Source organism: Gracilibacillus sp. Marseille-QA3620 (assembly GCF_054950035.1).
In genome coordinates this window covers 1,982,824-2,000,331 of sequence record NZ_CM143102.1, presented here as the reverse complement: position 1 = coordinate 2,000,331, position 17,508 = coordinate 1,982,824, and the positions used below count along the sequence as shown (strand labels likewise).

General features: G+C 42.0%; 20 protein-coding genes. 2 read left to right on the top strand and 18 right to left on the bottom strand.

The window, feature by feature from the left end; translation table 11 throughout:
• Positions 1-22: 22 nt before the first annotated feature.
• The 10 genes from ACY8DX_RS10165 to ACY8DX_RS10120 form a co-directional block, all read right to left on the bottom strand.
• Positions 23-577, bottom strand: coding sequence for a YrvL family regulatory protein (locus tag ACY8DX_RS10165; protein WP_462406776.1), 555 nt, complete (start codon positions 575-577; stop codon positions 23-25).
• A 141-nt stretch (positions 578-718) separates the two neighbouring features.
• Complete coding sequence (locus ACY8DX_RS10160; protein ID WP_462406775.1) at positions 719-1,162, bottom strand: putative toxin-antitoxin system toxin component, PIN family; 444 nt, start codon at positions 1,160-1,162, stop codon at positions 719-721.
• A 1-nt stretch (position 1,163) separates the two neighbouring features.
• Positions 1,164-1,322, bottom strand: a complete 159-nt coding sequence (locus ACY8DX_RS10155) for a hypothetical protein (protein WP_156185610.1) — start codon at positions 1,320-1,322, stop codon at positions 1,164-1,166.
• Between the two features lie 264 nt (positions 1,323-1,586).
• Entirely contained in the window at positions 1,587-1,802 is a 216-nt protein-coding gene (locus ACY8DX_RS10150) for a YneF family protein (protein ID WP_049671032.1), read from the bottom strand.
• Positions 1,803-1,966: 164 nt separating this feature from the next.
• Positions 1,967-2,419 carry a sporulation inhibitor of replication protein SirA gene (gene sirA / locus ACY8DX_RS10145; RefSeq protein WP_049671033.1) on the bottom strand — a complete coding sequence of 151 codons (453 nt, stop codon included), beginning with the start codon at positions 2,417-2,419 and terminating at the stop codon, positions 1,967-1,969.
• Positions 2,420-2,617: 198 nt separating this feature from the next.
• Positions 2,618-3,064 (bottom strand): hypothetical protein, encoded by a 447-nt coding sequence (locus ACY8DX_RS10140; protein ID WP_462406774.1) that lies wholly within the window; start codon positions 3,062-3,064, stop codon positions 2,618-2,620.
• Between the two features lie 56 nt (positions 3,065-3,120).
• The gene (locus ACY8DX_RS10135) at positions 3,121-3,723 is read right to left on the bottom strand and encodes a response regulator transcription factor (protein ID WP_462406773.1); all 603 of its coding nucleotides are present in this window, start codon (positions 3,721-3,723) and stop codon (positions 3,121-3,123) included.
• Positions 3,720-4,841, bottom strand: a complete 1,122-nt coding sequence (locus tag ACY8DX_RS10130; protein WP_462406772.1) for a sensor histidine kinase — start codon at positions 4,839-4,841, stop codon at positions 3,720-3,722. Before ACY8DX_RS10130 ends, ACY8DX_RS10135 begins: the two co-directional genes overlap by 4 nt.
• Positions 4,842-4,845: 4 nt before the next feature.
• Complete coding sequence (locus ACY8DX_RS10125) at positions 4,846-5,586, bottom strand: ABC transporter permease (protein ID WP_462406771.1); 741 nt, start codon at positions 5,584-5,586, stop codon at positions 4,846-4,848.
• Positions 5,583-6,488 (bottom strand): ABC transporter ATP-binding protein, encoded by a 906-nt coding sequence (locus ACY8DX_RS10120; protein ID WP_462406770.1) that lies wholly within the window; start codon positions 6,486-6,488, stop codon positions 5,583-5,585. Before ACY8DX_RS10120 ends, ACY8DX_RS10125 begins: the two co-directional genes overlap by 4 nt.
• A gap of 596 nt (positions 6,489-7,084) precedes the next feature.
• Here ACY8DX_RS10120 and ACY8DX_RS10115 point away from each other — a divergent pair.
• The gene (locus ACY8DX_RS10115; protein WP_462406769.1) at positions 7,085-7,270 is read left to right on the top strand and encodes a hypothetical protein; all 186 of its coding nucleotides are present in this window, start codon (positions 7,085-7,087) and stop codon (positions 7,268-7,270) included.
• A 412-nt stretch (positions 7,271-7,682) separates the two neighbouring features.
• Here the strand turns inward: ACY8DX_RS10115 and pepF are convergent, their stop codons facing one another.
• From pepF to yneA, 6 genes are all read right to left on the bottom strand, one after another.
• The gene (pepF, locus tag ACY8DX_RS10110) at positions 7,683-9,470 is read right to left on the bottom strand and encodes an oligoendopeptidase F (protein WP_462406768.1); all 1,788 of its coding nucleotides are present in this window, start codon (positions 9,468-9,470) and stop codon (positions 7,683-7,685) included.
• Positions 9,471-9,742: 272 nt separating this feature from the next.
• A complete protein-coding gene (gene ltrA / locus ACY8DX_RS10105; RefSeq protein WP_049669436.1) occupies positions 9,743-11,128 on the bottom strand; it encodes a group II intron reverse transcriptase/maturase in 1,386 nt (461 codons plus the stop codon).
• 489 nt (positions 11,129-11,617) lie between these two features.
• A complete protein-coding gene (gene tkt, locus ACY8DX_RS10100; protein ID WP_462406767.1) occupies positions 11,618-13,621 on the bottom strand; it encodes a transketolase in 2,004 nt (667 codons plus the stop codon).
• Positions 13,622-13,764: 143 nt separating this feature from the next.
• On the bottom strand, positions 13,765-13,995 hold the full coding sequence (locus ACY8DX_RS10095; protein ID WP_049671037.1) for a DUF896 domain-containing protein: 231 nt from the start codon (positions 13,993-13,995) through the stop codon (positions 13,765-13,767).
• Between the two features lie 76 nt (positions 13,996-14,071).
• Positions 14,072-14,722, bottom strand: coding sequence for a YneB family resolvase-like protein (locus tag ACY8DX_RS10090; RefSeq protein ID WP_049672899.1), 651 nt, complete (start codon positions 14,720-14,722; stop codon positions 14,072-14,074).
• An 89-nt stretch (positions 14,723-14,811) separates the two neighbouring features.
• Positions 14,812-15,129, bottom strand: a complete 318-nt coding sequence (gene yneA / locus ACY8DX_RS10085; RefSeq protein ID WP_462406766.1) for a cell division suppressor protein YneA — start codon at positions 15,127-15,129, stop codon at positions 14,812-14,814.
• A 164-nt stretch (positions 15,130-15,293) separates the two neighbouring features.
• Between yneA and lexA the strand changes: the two genes are divergently transcribed.
• Complete coding sequence (lexA, locus tag ACY8DX_RS10080) at positions 15,294-15,920, top strand: transcriptional repressor LexA (RefSeq protein ID WP_049671039.1); 627 nt, start codon at positions 15,294-15,296, stop codon at positions 15,918-15,920.
• 145 nt (positions 15,921-16,065) lie between these two features.
• On the opposite strand, the gene ACY8DX_RS10075 is transcribed toward lexA, so the two are convergent.
• Positions 16,066-16,776 (bottom strand): nucleotidyltransferase domain-containing protein, encoded by a 711-nt coding sequence (locus ACY8DX_RS10075; protein WP_462406765.1) that lies wholly within the window; start codon positions 16,774-16,776, stop codon positions 16,066-16,068.
• Entirely contained in the window at positions 16,773-17,357 is a 585-nt protein-coding gene (locus tag ACY8DX_RS10070) for a GNAT family N-acetyltransferase (RefSeq protein WP_462406922.1), read from the bottom strand. The genes ACY8DX_RS10075 and ACY8DX_RS10070 overlap by 4 nt, the downstream gene beginning before the upstream one ends.
• Between the last annotated feature and the right edge of the window lie 151 nt (positions 17,358-17,508).

The window sequence follows — 17,508 nt, the reverse complement described above, 5'->3', positions numbered from 1 at the left end:
CAGCTGTTAAAAGCTGGAGCCTTTATTTCTGTTTATGTATCGTTCGGACAGCCTTGATAATCTCACTTTTTGGTATCTCCGGGTATTTAGCCTGGATTCTTTTCACACAATCCGTCCAGCTCTCCTCCTGCAGAAGACGCTGAATATCTGCCTCAACCTCCGGAGGTAATCCCCTTCCTTCCTCCTCATCCATCTCTATGTTCTCTAAGAAAAGGCCTGTCACCCCATGAATAATGGTAATCACCACTTTCATCAGCAAAGAAATTTCTATTCCATCCATAAAGAAATCAAGCATGCTCAATACCATCAACGTTCCGCCCCATTCCAGCAATGTACGAAGGAATGTATTGGTATAAAACGCTTTGTATCGATCCTTCACCGCATTTAACAAGGAATCTATCCATGTACCGACGCCCATATCAATCACGCAAAACAAGATGAGAAATAGGAGCAAATATGGGATTGAGGCGTAATCCTGCCCTGTGAAATGAATAAGGAACGCATAAATGATTCCTGCTGGGGCAAAGATGGCGAGCAGAATCATAAATACCGAAATGATGGCCAGTAGATTTTTCACGATACTCCCCCTTTTTCAAGTAGGTTAGACAAAGAACAATCTTGATAAAACAATAAATAAAAAAGACTCTTCTATAAGAGTCACTTCTGAAAATCTATCTATCTTATAAAATTTGTATGTAATATATTGTTGTCATTCATTCTAACTCTCCTTATATACTTTAAGAAAATCAGAAGTATTAACAACATGAAATGATTGACCATCTATATCAAACATCCCACTCCTATAATCATTGGATACTAAAAAATCAGCCTCATAAACGAACGCACACTTAACAAACATTAAATCGGTTTTATCTTTAATTTTATCTATATCCGGCATCTGGCTTATATTAGCCGAGCTGCCATAATAAAAGAGCTTAGCTATATCTGACATAAAAGATAAACGATCTTGCTCTTTTCGTATAAAATTCCTCGCAAAATTTTTTGAGACATACATAAGTTCTCCAATTGAATCTTGAGAAAAACCAATATATATTTTTCGTTTCTTCACTAATTTTAGGATTGTTTGACAATCTTCATCCCCATAAAACCACCCATGGATAAATACATTCGTGTCTAAAACAACTTTATATCTTTTAGTCATATCACCTTCTATGATAGTTCAATGCTTTTTCAATTTCCCTTTTCGTTAATCCTTGTTCTTTAATCGTTTTATTAATAATGTCTTGAATATTCTCCATAAAATCAAGCGTTTTTTCTTTATCTTGAATTTGAGTACCCATTTCTTTGTCCTCCTTTTTCATACATATCACCCCCACATCTCTTTATCTTTGGTAATATGTATATTTTCTATACCCCAATGGTAGCATCGAAATGTTAAATTTTGGAGTTTTACTTTTCGACAATATTCCCTCTGATAAAAATAAAAACCACTCTTCTGTTCAATCAGAAAAGTGGTTTTGTCATTTCAGTCATGAAAGTTCACGAGGTTATTGCCTGAAAATCTTTTATGTAAAAGACGATCATTAACCTAGTTGGATGGATTCATGCGCAGAACGAACAAAGAATTATTTCCCTTGTTGCTTGTTCATCGCATTCATCATTTGATTTACTTTCTTTTGGGAAGGTTTCATTCCCATTTGTGTCATCATCATCTTAATCATTTGCTCATTAATTGGCGGGTTTTTCTTTAGGTAGTCCATCATGTATTTACGTGCGATGAAGAATCCTAAAGCTACACCAGCAAGCAAGGCAATGATTCCTGTTAGAATATAGTATAACATAATCCTTAATAACCTCCTCCGTGCTGTCTAACAGACATTATTAAACCAAGAGTAATAATACCATATGTGGGGTGATATTTCTATCAGATTTTGGCGTATTATGCTGTTATCGCTTGAAAAGTAGCAATTTTAGCGCTAGAGAGGAAAGGTTATGGCTTCCATGCTCAAGAAAGAATGAATTTCGGCTGCTTGATTGGTCTGAGCCATGCGCAGCGTCCTTCCCCTGTGTCGAGTGCCAGGAAGTAAGGATTCCATTGCCTGAGCCATTCAAAGAAAATCGTCTCACTCTCATAGCTTCCTGAAGCGTGCAGAATCAGTGAGTGGTTTCGGTAGCCGAGAGAGGCTTCACTGAACGCTCCATTTCTATTCTTACGGATATAATATACCCCGTTTTCTTCAAAACATCCTTGTTTACTTTTGATTTTTTCATTCATATAAGAGTTGAACAGATTGGCAGGGATTCGTTTTGTCACACACATGATCTGCCGGCGGAGAATCCGTTTGTCATCCCCCTCAGCTTCCTCGAAATCCTGGAATAAGTTATAAAACATATATTCACGGCCATAAAAATGATTGGCGAATTGGTTTTCAATTAAATAGATAATATATGTGCGCATACTGTCCCTCCTATTCCTTTGCATCTATTATAGACAAAATAGTATACATTTTCTGTAAAAATCTGATGCAGAGAACCTCTAATTTTGTCGAAAGGATGGATTTTTCTTGCATTTGCTCCATTTAGGTCAAAAGTTTGGCGTTTCGACTCCTTTTGGAATGATATGATCAGGGAAGGATGGTAGAAAGGAAGATTGGTATTACAAAGAAAGAGTAAGATTAATAGCACCATTAACCATCTCATAATTTTTGATATTTCCGACTGGAACTTTTTTTACGATATCCCAAGAGTTAAAATCAATCTTAACCATACGCTCACTATATTGGGCAAAAGGTGGCTTATTAAATAATCTTGTATTGATCACATGTAAATCCACAGGCTTTACCTTTACCAACTCAAATACAATAACTCTTTTTTCAATATGGACCGGCTTTATCGTTACTTCAAACGCAATGTTCTTTTTTATCATCACTTTATTCACATCAGTTGTGCCTCTAATAACCACATGCTCAGATGTCATTTCAACCTTTATATCCTTTAGCTCTGATTGCCTTGTAATCAATTGTTCAAGCATCCTCGGCTTAATGGGGATGGTAACACCGTTTTCACTTAATTCCTTCCATTTATTCCGAAATTTATCAAACATTGATCTATTCACCTCTAGCTCTCATTGATTATGAAATATTCCCTATAGATATCGGCTTAAAGCCATCCTTTTTCTTTGGCAATTGATATGGCTTCTATTCGATTTTTTGCATATAGTTTATTGATGATTTCAGACGTGTAATTGCGCACCGTTCCTTGTGATAGAAAAAGCAAGGCGGCAATTTCTTTTGATGTCATACCGCCTTCAATTAACCGGAGGATTTGTCTCTCTTTTTCGGTTAAGGGATTCCTTGCTTTCATACTTGCAAGTACCAGTTCCGGAGCATATTCCCGCTTCCCTTTCATGACTTGGCGAATGGAATCGGCTAAATCATCACTAGAACCATCTTTCAGTAAATATCCAGATACATCCGCTTGAACCGCTCTTTCGAAATAACCAGGCCGGGCAAAGGTTGTGAGAATAACCAACTTACAAGAAGAACCGATTCTTTTTAACTCTTCTGCAACCTCTATACCGCTTTTAATTGGCATTTCGATATCCATCAAGCATATATTCGGCCGCAAATCTAAAATCATCTTTAGAGCCTCTTCTCCATTTCCAGCTTGTGCAATAACCTCTAGGTCATCCTCTAAATCAAGAAGAGAAGAGAGCGCTCCGCGGAGCATCCGCTGATCTTCCGCAATCATGACTCTGATCATCGAACCCATCCCTCCTTCTTACTTTGTGAAATAACTGGAACTGAGATGAACAAGTATGCACCATCCAAATTCATTCTCTTTAATGTTCCTTCAATGATGGTTAATCTCTCTTCCATGCCCTTTATTCCGTTCCCCTTGCCTTCATTGACGGGAAAGCCCTTCCCATCATCCTTAACGCTCAAGCGAATTTCCCCCGTTGTTTCCGTAATCTCAATTTCACAATGGTTAGCATGACTATGCTTTACGATATTGGTGATTGCTTCACGGATACACATGCTGAGTATATTTTGGGTAAGGAGTGGTACCTCGTTAAAATTCACGTTTGCCTTATGGGAATAAGATATATTAGCTGCTTCCAATAATGCTTTTGCTTCTATTAATTCCTCTGGAATCGTCATCATCCGCATATCATCAATTAGTTCACGTACTTGTGACAAAGCCGCTCTGGAGGTTCTTTCGATTTCTTTCGCTTCATTGATGGCCCTCTCAGAATCCTTATCTGCTAATTTTGCAACTAATTGACTTTTTAACGTAATCAAAGAAAGGGTATGACCGAGTATATCATGTAAGTCACGGGCAATTCTTAAGCGCTCTTCTCGTTTAACGAGCTCTTCGATTTGTTCATTAGCTTGATTAAGCTGTTCTTCAAGCTCCATCTTTGAATACATGGATCGATAAGCAAATGGGGAAAAAAGAATGAGAATGAGAAAAGGTAATAAATACATAATCGTGTCCGCTACTACTTCATAAAAAACGACTATTGGAGTGATGATACAAAAGGCTAAGTATAGCATCGCCATCCGGAATAGTCGCTTCTCATGATACCAGCTGATAAAATTAGCCGGAAAAAAGCCTAAATAAAAGTGATTAAGATTATACGATGTTGAAAGAATCAGAATAATGGTCATTTGGATATAGAGCCACAGATGGAATTTCCAAGTGTCTCTAACGAAGTAAAGCTGCCTATACGAGATGAGAAACACGACAATCCATCCAAATCCAATAAGCCTCTTCCATCCACTTTCTTCAGCGATAAAGGAAATAGGGAAGAATAGATAAACTAAAAATAGATAGGGGAAGAAACCGTATTTTCTCGGAAAGATTGTCCATCCATTCACATGATCACCCCACCGCTTCTTGCCTCTTTTTAATATAATTTGATAGTAGCATAAAAAGGAAGGAATACCCTATTAATAACAATATCCCCTTCCATTCAGGCGTTTCCCCTCGAACGATTTGCCAAGCTCCGTTTCCATAGTTATATCCGGGCAGCCATACTGCAACATCCTGAATGAAGTCTGGCATGACTTCCATTGGCATCCACATACCGCCTGTAATGGCGAGTGATAAATAAATCAAATTGCTTACACCAGATGCCGTATCAACCTTCTTCATCGTTCCAATAATTAACCCAATGGCCAGGAAAGGAATCGAGCCAAATAAAATCCACAAGCTCGCACTTACCCATTCCCAAATGGATAAGGAAATAGAATTAAATAATCCCCCCACAAGAAAGATTAAGACAATCGAAAAGAATTGAATCATTAATTGACTAACCATTTTAGCAAGATAATACGTGAACGGAGATAATGGTGTCACTTTCAAGAGAAGCGACCAGCCATGGTTTCGCTCCTCCACTAGACGGATGCCAAGATTCATGATAGCCGTTCCCATAACACTGAACGCAGCCATTGACATCAAAAAGTGAGCCTTATAGAGATTGTCATCAGCGCCATCTTGTGCAAATATTTTCGTAAAGACAAAATAAAAAGCGATTGGCATCATCAGTGACCAAAATACATAATAAGGATTACGAAATATTCTAATTGTCTCCGTGCGGGATTGCATGATGAACATGTTCATTGGCTATGTTCCTCCTTTTGGGAGGTCAGCAATTCAAAGGCTTCCTCCAACTTTGCTTGCTCGATCGTGATATTTTGAATCCGCATGTCTGTTTGAAGTAACCGTCTCAATACGTCATCTGTATCATTTGACTCGATAAATACTCGATTATGCTTGATGTTTACGTCGGAAATGACTTGGTCTTCCTGAAGAACATCCAGGAGAATGGTATCATTCATATCAAATGATAGTGATTTTTTGGTGAGATTGGCTTTCATAGTTTGAGGGGATCCATCTGCAATGATTTTCCCATTGGCGAATAAAAGGATACGACTCGCGACTTCATCCGCTTCCGGTAAGTAATGCGTGGTGAAAATGATTGTCTTCCCGATTTCTTTCAAATGACTAATGGTTTCCCAAAAGTGTTTCCTCGATGTTAAGTCCATCCCGGCAGTTGGCTCATCCAAGAAGAGCACATCCGGATTCCCTGCCAAGGCCAAAGCAAAGCTTAACCGTCTCTTTTGTCCGCCTGACAACTTATTGGCCATCTGATTAAGCACTTTAGAATCCAATGCCGTAATCGCTACTAACTCTTCATAGCTGAGAGGATTTTGATAATAACTTCGGAATAATTCCAGAATCTCATGTACTTTTAGCGCATCAATCATACTTACTTCTTGGAGCATGACACCGATACGGTCACGGGTTCTCTTATCCGCAGCGGTGTGCTGGAATATTTCAATCTTGCCGCTGGATGCTTGCATTAACCCAAGCATCATCATGATCGTCGTTGTTTTTCCAGCTCCATTCGGACCTAGAATCGCCACTGTTTCCCCTTCTTCAATTGAAAATGATACCCCATCCACGGCCTTTCTTCCTTTGAACTCCTTACTCACTTGCTGAAAAGAAACAACACATGCCATTATCTATTCCCCTCCATTTAGTCCTAAGCATTTCATACTTTGATTGTATCTGAGACTTCATTGATTTATGCAGTATGGACTGTCATAAAACATAATGACAATTGTCATGAAAATGACCAGAGATGATTGGAGGAATCAGATTAAAAATGAATCTTCTCCATTGCACCAATAAAACTCATATACACTCAGAATGACAGAAAACCATATTATGTAACTTATAATTTACATATAGTAATATATAGGTTACCTAAAAAAAGGGGACCATTATGGGAAATTTAGTAAAATACTCACATAAAAGCCGGATTAACTCAAGCTAAACTAGCGGAAGCTGCAGGCATAACGCCACATTAGTTGAACTCTTTTAGGGGGATGAGGAGGCTACTGTATGAAGAATATACTGGATGAACGGCTGATCTTAAAGAACCCACAAAACACATCAGAATTGTCTATATCATTCAAACCATCGGGATTATAGGTATTCTCAGGCTTCCTTTTCCAGGATGTAATGGAAGGAATGCGCGCCAACCCACCTTGGCTATTGTTCATGACAACAACCATTGTATTTGCCTATTTATCGATGAATGTAAATGTGGAAAATGAAAAAACGGTTAAAAAATCCCGCCAAATCATTTCGCATCAGCTTGATTGTCCTTGCTCGAATTGTATTAGTAGCCGCATACTACGTTTCCATCACACCTAATTTTGGATTGCAGGATGGTGTCCTAATAGGAGCCATCTTGTTTATTAGCGGGTTTATCCCCTCGTTCTATGTTTATGCTTAAGAGCAAGGATAATGGATGAATTTGAGGATGAATAAAAAAGAAGAGGCGGGGACATAAGTATTCCAGCCAAATGATAAACCCGAATGATTAGACGATAAAGGAATAAATCTATCGTCTAATCATTCGGGTCTTTATTTGTTGTTTTCTATGCATTCGTTGATTGTTGCTTTCTTTGACTAGTGAAATGGAGCGAAATGCACTCGACTCCTGCGGGAAGTAGAGGAAAGGCTGAGACCCCGCAGGCGTAAGTGCCGAGGAGGCTCAAGCCTTCCTCCCCGCGGAAAACGAGTGCATTTTGCGGAATGAAACGATTGTATATTTCCAACTGCTGTTGAATAGGAAGAATAAGTTACAATCACTCATTTTTGAAAATCATTTATTCCATTTAGTCCGAAACTCTTTTTTTATTCTCTTACAATGAGGCAAACTCCTCAATCAATTCCCGATACTGTTTCATCGCGTTATTAATTGGCTCAGGCGAGGTCAAATCAACCCCTGCCTTCTTCAAGAGATCAAGCGGATATTCGGAGCTTCCGCTCTTTAAGAATTCCAGATAGGAGGCTTGAACCTCTTTGTTGCCCTTCAGCAATTCCCCTGCCAAATGAATGGCGGAGACAAATCCAGTCGCATATTTGTACACATAGAATGGACGGTAGAAATGAGGAATTCGTGACCAGCCGTATGCTGTTTCTTCCTCTTCTTCTACGACATCACCGCTGTAGGCATTCGATAATTGGCCGTAAATTTGATTGAAGGATTCCTTATTAAGTGGTTCGCCTTGCTCCGCCTTCTCATGCGTGATTTTCTCAAACTCACTAAACATAACCTGCGTGAAGAAGGTTCCGTTGAACTGGTCAATAAAGTAATTCAATAAGTATTTCCGTTTCTTCGGATCCGTCGTTTCTTTTAATAAGTAATGAATTAACAGCACCTCATTTACCGTTGAGGCCACCTCTGCCACAAAGATGGAATAGCCGGCTGAGATTCTTGGCTGATAGGTCGAGGAATAATAGCTGTGCATCGCATGGCCCATCTCATGAACGAGCGTGAACTGGCTGTCAATATCATCATGATGATTCAACAGGATGAACGGGTGCACCCCATAAACGCCAAGATTATAGGCACCAGAGCGCTTCCCTGGCGTTTCCCTGACATCGACATAGCGTTTGTCACGGAAGCTGCTGAGGATGCTTAAATACTCCTCACCAAGCGGATGAAGTGCCTTTAGCATGGTCTCGTAGGCTTCGTGATAGCTGATATCCTGCTTCACACCTTCTACAAGATCGACACTCAAATCATATGGCTTCAATTGTTCAAGACCGAGGAGTTCCTTGCGAATCTCATTATAACGGTGCTTCGCATCTAAATTCTTTCTTGTCGTTTCAATCAAATTCTCATATACCTCAACCGGCACCTTATCAGCAAACAATGCCTTCTCAAGTGCCGATGAGTAGTTTCGAATCTTTGTCCGCACAACATTGTTCTTAATATTGGCTGATAAGGTAGAAGCAATCACGTTCGCATATTGTAGGTACGGCTTGTAATAGGCTTTATAGGCCTCTTTCCGTACATTTCGGTCAGTGTCCTCAATCAGCTTTGAGTACATCCCCCTCGTGAGCTCGACCATATCGCCATTGCCGTCAGATACCTCGCCGAACTGAATGTCCGCATTATTGAACATTTGAAAGGTCGTATTCGGAGCAGAGAAGGTTTCCCCTAATTTCGATAAGAGCTCCTCCTGTTCCTTATTCAAGGTGTGATTCTTATAACGGAACGCATCCCATAAGTCCTTCTCGAAGTACTGGAGTCCCTCCTGTTCCTTAATATACGTGCGCAACGTCTCTTCATCCAAGCTTAATAAGTACGGCATGAAGAATGCGCCGGCCTCGCTTAACTTCACGCTAAGCGTACGTGCTTTCGCCAGTAAATTTTGCGCCAATGATTCTCGTGTATCCAAATCACCAAGCAGCATCGCATACACGTATATATTCGTGAAGATGGCATCTGTCTCTTCATTCTTGGTCAAATAATCAAGCAAGTCCTTGCCATTCTGTATTGCCCCATTATAGGCAGCAATTTCCCCGACAAGTCCCTCTACCTGCTGATAATCCCTCTCCCAGTCGTCTATGCTGGAGTATAGGTCAGTCAAATCCCATTTCTCATGGTCTGGTACTTCATTGCGATCTTTATACTGTTTCATATGGCTGCCTCCTGTTCATTTGTCCATTGTTTATGTATATACATAAATAGGCCCGTATTAGCACTGGTCCCTTATCTCTCTAGTTTACCAATAAAGAGCAGAAAACTTACTATACTTGCTTGAAAGATACGATAAGATTTCAATCCATCAGGGAGTTCCTCATCCCTTATTCTTCTACCGGCCGTTCAGATTGCCTAATCGAGTAGAGGGGAAATTCACTTGAATTTCCGCCCCTCTCCCACCACCGTACGTACGGACCCGTATACGGCGGTTCAATAGCTTGAGTGAATGAGCTGGTATTTCACAGATATGTCTTCATATCCGTGACGTGCCAGCTCTTTATCTGTTAAGGACCGATGAAGGACGTAACTCTTGGAGATACACCAATAACTCTTCCGAGTGTTCGACCATTCATAAGCCTTTTGCTTTTCGATACCCAATTGAATCAGATTTTTCCTTCTTGTTCGTGGATATTTCCATTGTTTCCAGATATATTGTCTGATTCTTCGCTTCAACCATCCATTCAATTCATTCATAAACCCTTTCATTTCGCTAATACCATAGTAGTTTAGCCAACCAGTCATAAGCTGACGGATTTCCTTTAGAATGATTTCAAGGCTTCTTCCCCGGTTACGCTTTGTGATTTTCTTCAGCTTTGCTTTTACCGATACTTTCACCTTATTATGAGGACGAATTTTGACCCCCGTTTTTGTCGTAAGCAGACAGAATCCCAGAAACTTTCGTTTCAACGGACTGCCTACGGCACTTTTTTCACGATTAACGGTGAGCTTTAATGTCCCTTCAAGATAGTCAATGGCCTTGTTCATCACTCGTTGCGCTGCACGTCGGCTCTTCACGTAGATGTTACAGTCATCCGCGTAACGCACAAACTTGTGTCCGCGCTTCTCTAAAAGCTGGTCAAATTCATTAAGATAGATATTACTGAGTAATGGGGATAGGTTTCCACCTTGCGGTGTTCCTTTCTCCGATCGCTCAACCAGCCCATTTGTCATGATGCCACTCTGAAGGTATAAACGAATCAGTCGTAGGACACGCTTATCCGTTACCTTTCTCTCGATAAAGTACATAAGTTTGTCATGATTCACCGTGTCAAAATAAGCTTTCATATCAATGTCTACTACGTATCTATACCCTTCTTTGTAGTACGTCTGTGCTCTTCTAATGGCATCATGAGCACTACGTTTTGGACGAAACCCAAAGCTATTATCCGAAAAGGTCGGTTCAAATAATGGTTGTAAGACTTGATTGATAGCTTGTTGAAGCATTCGGTCGATGACGGTTGGAATACCTAGTTTACGCTTTCCTCCATTAGATTTCGGGATTTCTACCCGTAAGACGGGAGAAGGTTTATATGTTCCATCTCGGAGTTGCGCTAGTAATTCCTCCCGATGTTCCTTCAAGTACGGAAGTAACTGTTCGCATGTCATGCCATCGACTCCAGCCACTCCTTTATTTCTGACAACTTGAAGGTAAGCAAGATTGAGATTATCCCTTGATAGGATTCTCTCAAACAGATTTACACCATTTTGATTGTTCTGTTCACCATGAAAAGTGCTACGCACTTCGTCATACCCTTCATGTTCCACATTATCTCTCTGACGATAGCCAGATTGTCCTGTTTTCTGCGATTGTCGCACTTTCCACACCTCCTAAAATGCTCAAAATTACTATTGTTCCGTCCTTCGTATCCTTGTCAGATGGGATACTACTATGACTTCGGCTGACTTCTTGTGATTCATCGAGATGTCACCACTTCGATTGTGCTGGCTCGTTCTCATTCAACTCACACTGCACCCTCACAAGACCTCCCCTGGTAAGAGCGAAAACTTTCCTCCCATGTAACTGCTAGATTTACTGGATAGGTTTCGGGCAGTATTGGACTTCGTCTTGTCTTGCAGACTCATCCGACCTAAGCCAGCCTTGTATCTAGTTTCTGTTCGTCAGTTCAGGAGTTTGCGTCCAGCTTCCTTCAGCCACTACCTCACGATAGCCACCTTGCTTTTCGCTAACAGTTCCTACTGCCAAGCCTGTAGTGGACTTGCACCACCAAGTTTTCGCCCATGCAGGGCGCACAAGAAAAAGCCGTCCTGTGGGCTTATACCACGCTGGACGGCTTTTCATCGTGCTTATTTCAACATGTCTTTTACGATGGAAACCACATTGGATGGTGTGAAACCGAATTTCTCCATCAATAGATCTCCTGGTGCAGATGCACCGAAGCGGTCCATCGTAAGTACGCGGCCTTCATCGCCAGTGTAACGTTCCCAGCCGAAGGAAGTGCCAAGCTCGATTGCCAAGCGTTTCTTAACGGATTTAGGAAGGACAGATTCCTTGTATTCCGCAGATTGCTCTTCGAAGCGGTCGAAGGACGGGATGCTGACAACAGATACATCAATACCTTCACCAGCCAATACGCCTTGGGCTTGAACAGCAAGGCCAACCTCAGAACCGGATGCAAGAAGGATTGCATCTGCTTGGTCTTTCTTAGCAGGAGATACGACATAGGCACCCTTTTGAACGCCCTCTTCTGCCAATTTAGCAGACAATGGCAATGTCATGAGGTTTTGGCGGGATAGAACAAGCGCCGTTGGTTTATTCTTGCTAGTAAGCGCCGCTTTCCAAGCCGCTGCCACTTCATTGCTGTCAGCTGGACGGATCAAGGAAACATTCGGCATTGCGCGCAAGGCCGCAAGATGCTCGATTGGCTCATGTGTCGGACCATCTTCCCCTACTGCGATACTATCATGTGTGAACACATAAGTAACAGGCAGGTTCATAAGCGCAGCCAAACGGATAGCTGGACGCAGGTAGTCAGAGAAGACAAAGAATGTACCGCCGTACACATGGAGTCCTCCATGAAGCGCCATACCATTCAACGCAGCACCCATTCCAAATTCACGTACACCAAACCAAATGTTGCGTCCATCATAAGCTCCTGGAAGGAAATCCTTCTCGCCATTCAGCATCGTTTTGTTTGAACCAGCCAAGTCAGCGGAACCTCCGAATAAGGATGGTACATTTTTCGCAATGGCGTTCAGCACTTCGCCGCCGGAATTACGTGTTGCAACAGCCTTGCCTGCTTCATAAACGGGAATGTCTTTATCCCAGCCTTCTGGAAGCTCACCATTGATAGCTGTTTCAAGCTGAGCAGCAAGCTCTGGATACTCTTCCTTATAGCTTGCGAATAATTGGTTCCATTCCTCTTCTTTCTTAGCGCCTGTTTCAATAACTGTATCTTTGAATGTCTCATATACTTCTTCAGGTACATAGAAGTCTTCTTCGAATGTCCATTTATAGTATTCTTTCGTCAGCTTCATTTCATCTTCGCCAAGCGGAGCGCCATGAACGGCAGATTTACCGGATTTATTCGGTGCTCCATAACCAATGACTGTTTTGACTTCAATCATAGTTGGACGATCAAGATCTGTTTTTGCCTCTTCCAGCGCTTTGGCAATCTCACTCAAATCATTGCCGTCTTCTACACGGATATATTGCCAGCCATACGCCTTAAAGCGGTCCGCTACGCTTTCAGAGAAGCTCATGCTCAATTCCCCATCAAGGGAGATGTCATTTGAATCATATAGAACGACTAAACGGCCAAGCTTCAAGTGTGCAGCCAATGAAGCTGCTTCTGCAGATACGCCTTCCATTAAGTCGCCATCTCCACAGATGCTGTATGTATAATGGTCGACTACTTCATAGTTCTCTTTGTTGTAAGTTGCGGCTAAATGACGTTCAGCCATTGCCATCCCAACAGCCATTGCAATCCCTTGCCCTAGTGGACCAGTCGTTGCTTCAACCCCGCGAGTGTGGCCATATTCCGGGTGGCCAGGTGTTTTAGAATCCCATTGACGGAAATTCTTGATTTCTTCCATATCAAGTCCATATCCGGATAAGTGAAGAAGACTGTATAAAAGCATGGATCCGTGCCCTGCAGATAACACAAAACGGTCACGGTTGAACCATTCTGGATTATTTGGATTATGGTTCATGAAACGAGTCCATAATGTGTAGGCCATAGGCGCAGCGCCCATCGGCATCCCTGGGTGACCAGAATTGGCTTTTTCGATTGCATCAATTGAAAGTGTACGAATAGCTGTAATCGCTAATTGATCCTTTTCAGTAAACATAGTCAGTCTACATCCTTTCCGATTAACATACTTCAGTCTTACTATAAATGAAACAAAGTTATATTGACAACATTATTTACCCAATTCTACAGAATTGACAAAAATTTCAACGAAGAGTGGAAGCTCCTACTATCTCTTACCCATTAATGAAGTCTTTTATTGCGGATTTGCTTAACCTTTTCCGGTGTCACGTCATTTCCTTCTGGGTCAATGATGGTTACTCCCTCAATTGTCTTTCTCATGGAAGCACGGAAAGCCTCTAAATATTCAGCGCGCAGCAAGGATTGTTCCTTCGCTTCCTCTGTTGTAAGGCTGCCTTCCTTCGCCTTCTTGGATAATTCATTAATTCGATTAATTTTGCTTTTTGGCAGCATGTATATTGCTCCTTTTCCTAAAAAATCAATTACTGACATCGTATAGAAAAACCGACACTATTTCAAGAAGTATCTATTATACATGCTTTTGTTTTTCGGCATGCTCCGCATAGCGGCGATGAACCGTTGCTTTTGAGACCTCATAGCCTCTGCGATTTAAATTCTCCGTAATCTCGGCAAATGTCAGCCCTTTGATTCTTAGGGCGATAATCTCTTGGATTGGGACCTCTGAACGCTCCCTGCCGCCGCCGACATGCTGATTCGACAAATTCTTGGCAGGGTTGTAGCCATTCTCTATAGCCCGCTTCATCCCCCTGCGAATCTTGCTGTTTTGCAGCTTGCGCTGATATTCCTCAACAATGCTGATGATCTGCAGGAGCATGGCATCTGTTTCAGACACTTCAAGCTCACCGTTATGTGTCACGGTATATAGCTTAATGCCCTCCTTATAGATGCAGTGCATCAAGGCAATCTTCGCGTTCCCCCGGCCTAGCCGTGTTTCATCCTGAATAAGAAGCCCTTCTATTTCTTTATTGCGCATTTGCTCGAGCAGGACCAGGATTCCCTCCCTCTCCAAGTCATAGCCGCTCGCCTGCTCCTTCTCAATCGTGACGACCTCAAAGCCTTTCATTGCGGCAAGCTGGGTTAATTCCTGCTCCTGTCTATCAAGAGAGGTCTCCTGTGTGCTCTTTTCTGTACTGACCCTGCAGTAAATTCCAACCTTCATTTCTCTCACCATTCTCTATAATTTCTTCCTGAGATATGCATGGAAGGCCGGAACGAATGCCCCGGCCTTCACTAGTCTCATTATAGCGTTTATTCTTTATTTGAGTCTGCCAAATGCAGGATATCCGCATTCTTTTCAATCGGAAGGATAATCGTTTGGCCTTCTTTAATGTGGGTAGTTTGAAGTTCATTAGCCTCTCGAACCCATTTGACAAATTCCGTCGTAGACATATTCGCATCCTCGTACTGCTCTGCCATAGCCCATAACGTATCTCCGCTCTCAACCGTCACTTTCATATATTGATCATCGCTCTTTTCAAAATTCGTGACAGTCGCCAATAAAATCAAAAGAAAAAGTCCAACCGTAAAAATGATGGTATATGAGTAAGAAGACCAAACGTGTTTCATATGTAAAAATCCCTCCACAAAATAAGAATATATGTTCGCCTTTCGTAAATTCAGTATAAACCGAACAAATGTTTCGTGTCAACAAGAAAAATCGAACTTATGTTTGTACTAGTGTTCCCCTCATGATATAATAACGACAAAGATCAGATAAAGAGGTGCGGGAGATGACAACAAAACTATCAAAGCGACAGCAAGATATTTTACTATACATTAAAGAAGAAGTTCGGACGAAGGGGTATCCGCCTTCCGTAAGGGAGATTGGGGAAGCAGTCGGACTTGCCTCAAGCTCAACCGTTCACGGACACTTAGCTCGGCTGGAAAGCAAGGGACTCATTCGACGTGACCCAACGAAACCGCGTGCCATTGAGATTCTTGATATGGATCCGCATGATCATATTCCAAAAGCAAACTCCGTTAGTGTTCCTCTTATTGGTAAGGTTACAGCAGGACAGCCTATCACCGCGATCGAGAACATTGAGGAGTACTTCCCACTACCTGAGCATATGGCACCGGCAGATGAGAACGTGTTCATGCTTGAAATCATGGGAGACAGTATGATTGAAGCCGGCATCCTTGACGGCGACTATGTGATCGTCCGCCAGCAGCATACAGCCAACAACGGCGAGATTGTCGTCGCTATGACAGAGGATGACGAGGCAACCGTTAAACGTTTCTTTAAGGAAGAGAATCATTTCCGCTTACAGCCGGAGAACTCTATGCTAGACCCCATTATCCTTCAAAATGTCAGCATTTTAGGAAAAGTCATCGGCCTATACAGAAATATTCACTAATCAAGAGCCAGCCTATTAAACGGCTGGTTTTTTCCTTCAGTTGCTAGATTCTTAGTAGACTATATGAATGTTTACTAGAGTTTATGCAGCATAACCGCACAAAAAAATGCTTGAGATAAGCTCAAGCAATGTGCTTCTTCCTATTCTATTTTCCTAGTGAAAAACCCTCGAACAGCCTTCCGCCATACGGTTCAAGTATACTGGCTGCTGCCCTTTCAATCGGTTTCGTGTCATCCGTTTTATAGAAATAATCAAAAGCTTCCATAAAACCATCCGCCAATTCTTTATCATACTGGGACAAAGAGCGAATCATCCATTTAGATGAGCCCGTCCATTGCCTATTTGTCCTAAGCACAAACTCGCTCAATCGTTCAGCCAGACTCCCAGCGATAAAGATGCGTTCCCCTCGATTTTGACTTCCTATTAAATCATCCAATAGATCTGTGATAAAATACCGCTTGTATGTAATCGTATCCTGTGTCCACACCTCTGGGCCATTCATTAGCAATGCCTTTGCCTCTTCCTGAATCTTCATCAACGCTCCCATATCCTTCAACACCGTTCCCTCAGCTATCATTCGCGGCAAGGAAGCCCTTCCGTCCCGGCAATCACGCTCGAAATAAATCTGATAAGAGGTCAAATTATGGACAAATACCTCAATGGGCCAGCCAAAATCGATGAATGACTCACGATAGGAGTGCTGGAGACGGTCATCAAAAACGATGATATCCAAATCCGATGTCTCTGTCACTTCCCCGCGAGCTGCGCTGCCGGACAGGATTGCTCCGTGACAATCCGGGAAATATTTCTCGATAATCCTCATAGAAGCGCTTAACGGGTCCAGTCGTTTATTCATTTCTTTCTCCCTCCGCCTCTAGCATCGTACTCCTCTCGCAAAATGGAATACAGCTTCAAGTCATGATGTTTTCCCTTAGCGAACAACCCTTTCCGAATAATGCCTTCATAGCTCATCCCAGCTTTCTGCATCACCCGCTCAGAGCCTGCATTTTCTGTAGAGCATCGAGCCTGGATACGCACTAAATCCATTTCCTCAAATCCAAACTCAATCACTTTTTTTGCTGCCTCTGTCGTGATGCCTTTTCCCCAGTAATCACGTGATAGGACATAGCCAATCTCCCCCACTCGGTTACGAATGTCCCATGAGATGAAATCGATTGTCCCAATCAGCTTGCCGTTCTCTTTCCATTCCATTCCCCATGGAGCGAGTTCCTTATTCTCATATTTCCCTAAGGAAAACTCCATAAATTCTCGGGTATCTTTCAATGATTGATGCGTGTTCCACGTCACGTATTTCGTGACCTTAGGGTCAGAGCCATACTCAAACACATCTTGCGCGTCGTCCTTCGTCAGCTTTCTCAATAACAGCCGTTCCGTTTCTAAAGCAGGAAATGAACCGAACACATCCTCCACCTTCACTGCCCACACCTCACCCTCTTTTCTCTCATTATAAAATATTTTTGAAAAAACCGAAAAAAGCAGCACCCACAAAATTCATGGAATGCTGCTTTTTGTTTATCCCGCATTTACGGACCGTAAAACTCCCACTAACCTGCAGGATCATCGAGAT

Excerpts from the sequence above, each read along its gene's own strand:
- ACY8DX_RS10095 (WP_049671037.1), bottom strand. The coding sequence starts at position 13,995 with ATGCTGCCAAAAAGCAAAATTAATCGAATTAATGAATTATCCAAGAAG.
- ACY8DX_RS10150 (WP_049671032.1), bottom strand. The coding sequence starts at position 1,802 with ATGTTATACTATATTCTAACAGGAATCATTGCCTTGCTTGCTGGTGTA.
- ACY8DX_RS10135 (WP_462406773.1), bottom strand. The coding sequence starts at position 3,723 with ATGATCAGAGTCATGATTGCGGAAGATCAGCGGATGCTCCGCGGAGCG.
- ACY8DX_RS10155 (WP_156185610.1), bottom strand. The coding sequence starts at position 1,322 with ATGAAAAAGGAGGACAAAGAAATGGGTACTCAAATTCAAGATAAAGAA.
- ACY8DX_RS10075 (WP_462406765.1), bottom strand. The coding sequence starts at position 16,776 with ATGAATAAACGACTGGACCCGTTAAGCGCTTCTATGAGGATTATCGAG.
- sirA (WP_049671033.1), bottom strand. The coding sequence starts at position 2,419 with ATGCGCACATATATTATCTATTTAATTGAAAACCAATTCGCCAATCAT.
- ACY8DX_RS10090 (WP_049672899.1), bottom strand. The coding sequence starts at position 14,722 with ATGAAGGTTGGAATTTACTGCAGGGTCAGTACAGAAAAGAGCACACAG.
- ACY8DX_RS10115 (WP_462406769.1), top strand. The coding sequence starts at position 7,085 with ATGAAAAAACGGTTAAAAAATCCCGCCAAATCATTTCGCATCAGCTTG.
- ACY8DX_RS10125 (WP_462406771.1), bottom strand. The coding sequence starts at position 5,586 with ATGAACATGTTCATCATGCAATCCCGCACGGAGACAATTAGAATATTT.
- ACY8DX_RS10140 (WP_462406774.1), bottom strand. The coding sequence starts at position 3,064 with ATGTTTGATAAATTTCGGAATAAATGGAAGGAATTAAGTGAAAACGGT.
- pepF (WP_462406768.1), bottom strand. The coding sequence starts at position 9,470 with ATGAAACAGTATAAAGATCGCAATGAAGTACCAGACCATGAGAAATGG.
- lexA (WP_049671039.1), top strand. The coding sequence starts at position 15,294 with ATGACAACAAAACTATCAAAGCGACAGCAAGATATTTTACTATACATT.
- yneA (WP_462406766.1), bottom strand. The coding sequence starts at position 15,129 with ATGAAACACGTTTGGTCTTCTTACTCATATACCATCATTTTTACGGTT.
- ACY8DX_RS10160 (WP_462406775.1), bottom strand. The coding sequence starts at position 1,162 with ATGACTAAAAGATATAAAGTTGTTTTAGACACGAATGTATTTATCCAT.
- tkt (WP_462406767.1), bottom strand. The coding sequence starts at position 13,621 with ATGTTTACTGAAAAGGATCAATTAGCGATTACAGCTATTCGTACACTT.
- ACY8DX_RS10120 (WP_462406770.1), bottom strand. The coding sequence starts at position 6,488 with ATGGCATGTGTTGTTTCTTTTCAGCAAGTGAGTAAGGAGTTCAAAGGA.